Source organism: Brevibacterium pityocampae (assembly GCF_039541555.1).
In the GTDB taxonomy this organism is placed as follows: domain Bacteria; phylum Actinomycetota; class Actinomycetes; order Actinomycetales; family Brevibacteriaceae; genus Brevibacterium; species Brevibacterium pityocampae.
On the sequence record NZ_BAABGL010000007.1, the window covers coordinates 1 to 6,571 of the forward strand.

General features: G+C 60.8%; 6 protein-coding genes and 1 pseudogene. 2 read left to right on the forward strand and 5 right to left on the reverse strand.

From position 1 onward, the window contains the following. The 3 genes from ABD883_RS07755 to ABD883_RS07765 form a co-directional block, all read right to left on the reverse strand. A partial coding sequence (locus tag ABD883_RS07755; protein ID WP_425548424.1) for a transposase occupies nucleotides 1–299 on the reverse strand: 299 nt, incomplete at its 3' end. A 55-nt stretch (nucleotides 300–354) separates the two neighbouring features. Next, the gene (locus ABD883_RS07760) at nucleotides 355–1,140 is read right to left on the reverse strand and encodes a hypothetical protein (RefSeq protein ID WP_345031183.1); all 786 of its coding nucleotides are present in this window, start codon (nucleotides 1,138–1,140) and stop codon (nucleotides 355–357) included. 107 nt (nucleotides 1,141–1,247) lie between these two features. After that, nucleotides 1,248–2,237: a hypothetical protein gene (locus ABD883_RS07765; protein ID WP_345031185.1), complete on the reverse strand. Its 990-nt coding sequence runs from the start codon at nucleotides 2,235–2,237 to the stop codon at nucleotides 1,248–1,250. A gap of 683 nt (nucleotides 2,238–2,920) precedes the next feature. On the opposite strand from ABD883_RS07765, the gene ABD883_RS07770 reads away from it, so the two are divergent. Then, the gene (locus ABD883_RS07770; RefSeq protein ID WP_265809450.1) at nucleotides 2,921–3,778 is read left to right on the forward strand and encodes an ATP-binding cassette domain-containing protein; all 858 of its coding nucleotides are present in this window, start codon (nucleotides 2,921–2,923) and stop codon (nucleotides 3,776–3,778) included. Continuing rightward, the gene (locus ABD883_RS07775; protein WP_345031188.1) at nucleotides 3,723–5,996 is read left to right on the forward strand and encodes a YhgE/Pip family protein; all 2,274 of its coding nucleotides are present in this window, start codon (nucleotides 3,723–3,725) and stop codon (nucleotides 5,994–5,996) included. The genes ABD883_RS07770 and ABD883_RS07775 overlap by 56 nt, the downstream gene beginning before the upstream one ends. A 67-nt stretch (nucleotides 5,997–6,063) precedes the next feature. Here the strand turns inward: ABD883_RS07775 and ABD883_RS07780 are convergent, their stop codons facing one another. Further along, on the reverse strand, nucleotides 6,064–6,303 hold the full coding sequence (locus tag ABD883_RS07780) for a hypothetical protein (RefSeq protein WP_180964851.1): 240 nt from the start codon (nucleotides 6,301–6,303) through the stop codon (nucleotides 6,064–6,066). After that, nucleotides 6,278–6,571, reverse strand: a pseudogene (locus tag ABD883_RS07785) (hypothetical protein); the annotation flags it as partial. The gene ABD883_RS07780 and the pseudogene ABD883_RS07785, both read right to left, overlap by 26 nt.

Below are 6,571 nucleotides of genomic sequence, written 5' to 3' on the forward strand. Positions count from 1 at the left end.
TTTAGGCGCGTGATGTTCGTTGCGTGTTGATGAGCACGCGCGATCGTGGAGTCCACCGACAGCGACCAGTCGAGCTGGCCGGCCGCGTCAGCGTGAGCGGTCAAGCGGGCCAGCGCGGTGTCCCAGGTGCCGTCGTCGGCCATCCGGCGATGCCAGGTCCATACCGTCTGCCACTTGCCGAACGTCTCGGGCAGGTCCCGCCAGGCGATCCCGCATCGGTAGCGGTAGATGATGCCCTCGACCATCTGGCGGGCATCAGCGAAGGGCCGGCCCCTGCGGCCGGTCGGAGCAGGCAGCAAGTCNGGGACTTCGAATCTCGGCTCCGGGCCTGACTCTGGTGTGTGGGTTGAACGCTTAATGCTCGGAGTCTAAAAGAGGATATTCCTTAGGTGTCACTCGAACCTTGGGGTTTATTCCGTTAAAAATCTGCGAGGAATAGAACGCTATATTTGTTTGAATAGACGGATCTGAGTACTTAATTCCCCTCGCCTCAAATTCTCTTTCCAGGCTGGCGTGGAGTTCTGCCGGGTTCTTGTTTGCACGGTTGCGGTACGCGATTGTAACTGCCTTCTCCACCGCCATTCTTCCTGCAAAAACCACTATTTCGTCGAGGTATGTGAAGTATTCGTAGGGGCCGACCGTTTCGAAGGTGGCGCGACGGTTCTGAAATGAACGATCCAATTTTACATTGGCTGTATGTGCCGGATATCGAGGCTCCTTGGCGTCGAAATGCCACTTGTCGCCGTGTGCGGCTGCGTTCCTGAAATGTTTTGCGAACTGTGTGAGGGGGTCCGTGGGGTCGATGAGGCTTCCATCGATTAACAGGTTGCCGATTGTGAGTGCCCCGGAAAGCATTGGACCCGCAAGTATGTTCTTCTGTACTTTCAAACTTGGTAGTTTTTGAACATAATCGAAGGCTTGCTTTGCTGAAAAACGGAGCCCCTCGTCCGTATCCCGTTTCATGAGATCGATAGGAAGATCTGAATCTGGCGGTGATCCGAGCATCTCGTGATACGCCTGGAGAACTGGGCTACCCGGGAGGAGCATGGCCGTCATAGTCAAGTTCTGAGCTAGAAAGAGGGTTTTGAGAGAGTTTGCCGCATCTACAATATCCATCTCGCGTTTTGGGTTCGGAGCCATTAGTAAATTCCAATCATCAGTGGTGGAGGATTTAATGTTAGGGCAGTCGGGCGACCGGGGATGCTGACGGCAGGAGGGAAGGTTTCGCTCTCACTGATGTTTGCGATTCACCGAGGCTCAACTTCGCCCGGACCGTGACTCGGGAAATCCTCGCCGAGAAATTTCGAAACCGTACTGGCTTTTCTACCGGTTGCTTTCGACCAGGTGACGTCAGAGCGACTGGGTCTAGCAATAGGGGCACGCGTAGACGAGGCTCTCCGCCTGTCTGACTCTTGTCGGAACTCTTCAGTGGTCGGGTTGAATTCTCGCGTACGTCCAGTGCAGTCATACTCGTAGACTGCTACCTCCGCCCTCACAAACAACTCCATCACGTGGAGGCGGTCCGAAAATCTCTTCCGGCTCCACCATGGCGAATCGCCCCACTCCGCGATCTCAGGATCGATACCGGCACGAGGATTGACTTTTGGGATAGGGCCGTCCCCGTGCTGGACTGTCAACCGAATCAGGTCGCAATATCCGTCTTGGAATTGCAGCTCTCCCCATTCCAGGGCAGGGGGATCGTTTCGGGAGGCTTCCACCACGGGGTTAAGTTCAGCGACCCTCGCGGTGGCGATGGTCATTCTCCGATGGCGGTCAATCCTCGCTAGCCGATTGATCCAACCGAGGAAATTCGCATCCGGAATCTCAGTATTGAACGGTTGCATCGCATAGAGCATGTCCCTTTGGTGGTCAGCGAGCGGTTTGAGCCTGTACAGGTTCCTCGTCCACTGTTCCTCGGTGTCGTAGATCGGGTACTGGAGGGCGCTCTCTTTGGGCGGAGGGTCGGACCGGGACATATGGACTGCCGTGGCCCAGATTAGCGAATCAAGTGCACTGCGCAGATTGAACAACCATTCTCCGAAAATGACTGACATCCGTTCGGGAAGCGGTTCTGATTGAGTCGCTCGCAACACCCATCTCTTGGGGCCGTCATCGATAAGTGAGAAGTCGAATGGGGACAGTTCGAGGTACTCGTTCCAGATCTCAGCGAGGGCCGTCTGGTGCTCACGTGCTCTATCGAGCTTCGCATATGCAGAATCGAATTCGGGTGCGCTCATGGTCCGAATCGTACTGGGCTGGTCTGACATGACGACCGACGCTCGCTCCCCGCGCGTGCGCGTGCAAATGGATGCTGTCTCGACGCGAGCAAAAAGCCGGGGCAATGTATGTCAAAAGCTTTGTTTTGAGAGAGCAGGCCCACGGACAGCAGATGCCACCCTGCGAGCTCGGCACCGATCGACACGATCCCGGTGGCCATCACCGAGGCGAAGCATCCGGGTGCCAGTGTCGACGGGCTCAGTCCCCACCGTCTGTGCAGTCCGGTGAGGTTGCGATCGACCGTGCTCATTCGCTCCTCATTCTCGTCGCCGTGCGTCGAGGGATATCGACGTGTTCGATACTACGACCCCGCCCTCTGTCATCGCGTTACGGCTCCCGCCTTGCGGAGCCGTGCTGCGATCCCCGCCGAGCAGCCACCCGTGCGGCCGCCCGAGGAGTCCGCTCGAGGGCCTCTGCGCGGATAACCGATGTGCAATTCGCGACATCTGAGCGTTCTCGGCTCACGCTCCCATCATTTTCATGAGAGAATTCATTGGAGTTACCAATGGGTAACTTCGCGTGGAGTCGCCCGCTCCACGCTCCCGCGCGCCGGTAGTGGCTTATTCTGCAGTTACCTGCGCGGTGCAGAGATCTCCGGTACAGACCGGATCGACAAGGGCACAGACGACTGGGAGCGATGGCTATGGAGAGCACAACGGACACTCTCGCCGAGGACGCCGACATCGACGCGCCAGCGGTCTCGCTGCGCGGTTGGTCCCTGTCCGGAAAACAGGGCGATGTGTTCACCGATATCGACCTCGAGGTGCCGACCGGCGCCATCGCCGTCGTCCGCGGGCCCGCCGGCAGCGGGAAGACCTCCTTCCTGCTGTCCTTGGCTGCGAGGATGCGGGTCTCGGACGGGGAGGGCCGCCTCGGCGATATCGATATCCGCAAGCAGGCCCGCACCGTGCGCGGGCAGGTTGCGGTCGGACATATCGCCGGGCTGACGGACCTTGAGGACGACTTCACGGTCGCTCAGCACGTCGCCGAACGACAGATCATGCTGCAGCCCTGGTATAAGCCGTGGGCGTCGAAATCGACATTGCGCGAGGTCATCGGCCTCATCCGGGACACTTTCACCACGGCCGGTGAGATGATCGACGAACTCCCGCCGGGGACGTTCTCGAAGCAGGACGCCCAGCGCGCGGACTTCCTCATCGACGATGACGGAGAGGTATTCGTCTCCGAGCTGAGCGAGCTGCAGAAATTCTTCCTCGAATTCGGGCTGGCAAGCCTCAGCCGCCAACCTGTCGTCGTCATCGACAACATCGACTACCTGCGCGAATCCGCCGACCGAGCCCGCGCTTGGGCCGGGATCCTCATCTACCAGCAGCTGCGCAGATCACGGGATCCCGAGGACCTGCTCACGGTCATCGTCTCCTGCGAGGACTCGAGCGAACTCGACATCGCCACCAGGTCGCTCGGCTCCCGCGCGGAGCCGTCGATTGTCGACCTCGAACTGCCGCCCCACCCTCCCGCTCATCGCGGGTCCAAACACTGAACTTCCTGCCCCACGTACACGAATCCGAGGAGATTCCCGAATGTTCTCCCTGCCCTGGTTAGAACTCTCACGATTCAAACGCCACACGATCACGCGCTTGGCGATGATCGTCATCATCGTCATCCCGTCGATCTACGGCGGGCTGTACCTGGCCTCGAACTGGGACCCGGCCGGGCACCTCGACAAGCTGCAGGCAGCGATCGTCAACGAGGACACCGGTGCCGAGAAGCCCGACTCGGACGGAGAGAAGCTCGACGCCGGTCAGGAACTCGTCGACGAGATCACGCCGAAGGGCGAAGGCGGATTCGACTGGGAGGAGACCAGCCAGGAAGAGGCCGACGAGGGGCTGGCCGAAGGGAAGTACTTCGCGGTCCTCGAGATCCCCTCGGACTTCTCCGAGAAGCTCGTGTCGACCGGCGGTGACGATCCGGAGCAAGCAGGGCTGCGGCTGCGCACCGACGACGCCCATAACTTCATCGTCGGGCAGATGGCCGGGACCATCCTCTCCGAGATCAAGGACGGACTGAGTAAGACGACGACCGCCGAGTACGTCAACCAGGTGTATCTCGGATTCAACGATATCCACTCCGAGACGGAGAAGGCTGCAGACGGTGCGGCCGAACTGCACGACGGAGCAGGCCAGCTCCACGACGGCACCGGAGAGCTCGTGGACGGGACGACGAAGCTCGACAAAGGAATCGGAACGCTGCAGACAGGACTCATCGACCTCGACGACGGTGCGGGAGAGCTGAAGAAAGGCAGCGGCGACCTCGCCGACGGAGCCGATACCCTGGCGAAATCCACCACCGAGGCGAAGAACGGCTCGAAGAAACTCGCCGACGGTGCCGGGCAGGTCGCCGACGGCACCTCCGAGCTGCGTGATACCGCCGATGAAGCCACGAAGAAGGCCGAGGACGTCAAACGCAAGGCTGATGACGTCGTCGACGGGGCGCGGCCGAAGCTCGAGCGCGCCGAGGGTGACTTCGACGATGCCCGGACCACCGTGCGCGGGGACATGGACGAGCGGATCAAGCAGCTGCAGGAGGACTATCCGGACGACCCGAACGTGCAGAAACTCGCCGAGGATGCCGACAGCCTCGGCGAGGACCTCGATTCCGCGCACAAGCGCGCCTCGGATGCCAAGGAAGAAGCCAAGAGCCTCGAGGACAAGCTGACCGACGCGGTCGACGGGGCGATGGACAAGATCCGCACGGCCGATAAGAAGATCGGTCAGCTCGACGACGGAGCGCAGAAGGTCGCGACCGGTGCCGACGACCTCCACTCCGGGCTGATCAAGCTCGACGCAGGTGCGGGACAGCTCGCCAAGGGAGCCGGTGACCTCCATGACGGTGCCGTCCAGCTCAAGGACGGCACGGCGAAGGCTAAGGACGGAGTCGGTGATCTCAAGGACGGTTCGGAACAGCTCGTTGACGGGTCGACCGAACTCGACAAGGGCGCGGACAAACTCGATGACGGCTCCGGCGAACTCGCCGATGGTCTGCAGAAGGGACTCGAGCAGATCCCGACCTATGACAAGAAGGACCGGGAGAACCGTTCGGATGTCGTGGCTGTTCCCGTCGATGCAGACAAGGTCAAGGACAACGCGGTCGACGCCTACGGCGAGGGACTGTCCGCGTTCTTCGTCTCCTTGGCTCTGTGGATCGGCGGAATGATCACCTATATGGTCATCAACGCCATTCCATATCGGGCGCTGTTCTCATCGGCGACTTCGTCGCGCATCGCCTGGGCCGGCTACGTTCCCGGGCTCCTCTTCGGTATCGCTCAAGTCGCAGTCCTCTATGCGATCCTCGCATTCACCTTGGACTTCTCGGCCGGAGCGTGGCTGTGGACGCTGCTGTTCTCGATGCTCGCGGCGGCGTGTTTCCACTCCGTGCACCAGTTGTGTGTCGCGGCCTTGGGCGGTGTCGGCAGGCTGATTGCCCTGGTCCTGCTGATGCTGCAGATCGCTTCGGCGGGCGGGACCTATCCGGTGGAGACGGCACCGAAGATCTTCCAGATCATCTCGCCGTTCCTGCCGATGACGCACGCGGTCAGCGGTCTGCGCACACTCGTTGCCGGTGGTGACATGTTCATCGCAGCCCAGGCGGCCGTGGTCCTGCTGCTGATGACCGCGCTCTCCCTGGTCGCCACAACCGTGGTCTGCAGTCGCAAGCGTATGGTCACGCTCACTCAGCTGCACCCGAGCCTGAGCCTGTAGGCCCGGGGGCGGGTGCGGTGACGGCTGAGATGCGGTCATTGACGCGAGTGGTGGCTTGATCGGCGTCTCAGTCGTCGAGGTAGCGCAGGTACCTCTGCGGGTCGTGGAGGAACCGGCGCCAGTGATCGACCATGTCGAGGTTCTCCCAGCGGCATTCGCGCAGTCCCCAGTCGCCGACCTCGACGATCTTCGCATTGTCGGCCCGGGCGAGGATGGGGGAGTGGGTGCCATGACGGTCTGCAGTCCCTTCCGCTGGCGTTCGCGGATGAGCTGAAGAAGAGTCAGCGGTCGAGGATCCACAGCCCAAGCTCCATGAACCGGTCCGTGAGCATCTCGACGAACATCTCACCGTGAGATCGTTGCGCATAGTGATGGCCACGCATCGAACCGACGTTCATGAGATAAGCCATGTTCTCGTGCATCGTCTCGGCACGGAGGAAGAACCCGCTGCGATTCGTCGTCGCTGCCCGCACGATCTGCAGGTGTTCACTTAGCCTTGATCCACCGATGCGAGTAGCCGGATCAAGCCGCGCGTGAAATGGAAATGCCCCTTCTGAACTGGGAAAATGATGATG

Coding starts and splice junctions, on each gene's coding strand:
- ABD883_RS07765 (WP_345031185.1), bottom strand. CDS start 2,237: ATGAGCGCACCCGAATTCGATTCTGCATATGCGAAGCTCGATAGAGCA.
- ABD883_RS07770 (WP_265809450.1), top strand. CDS start 2,921: ATGGAGAGCACAACGGACACTCTCGCCGAGGACGCCGACATCGACGCG.
- ABD883_RS07760 (WP_345031183.1), bottom strand. CDS start 1,140: ATGGCTCCGAACCCAAAACGCGAGATGGATATTGTAGATGCGGCAAAC.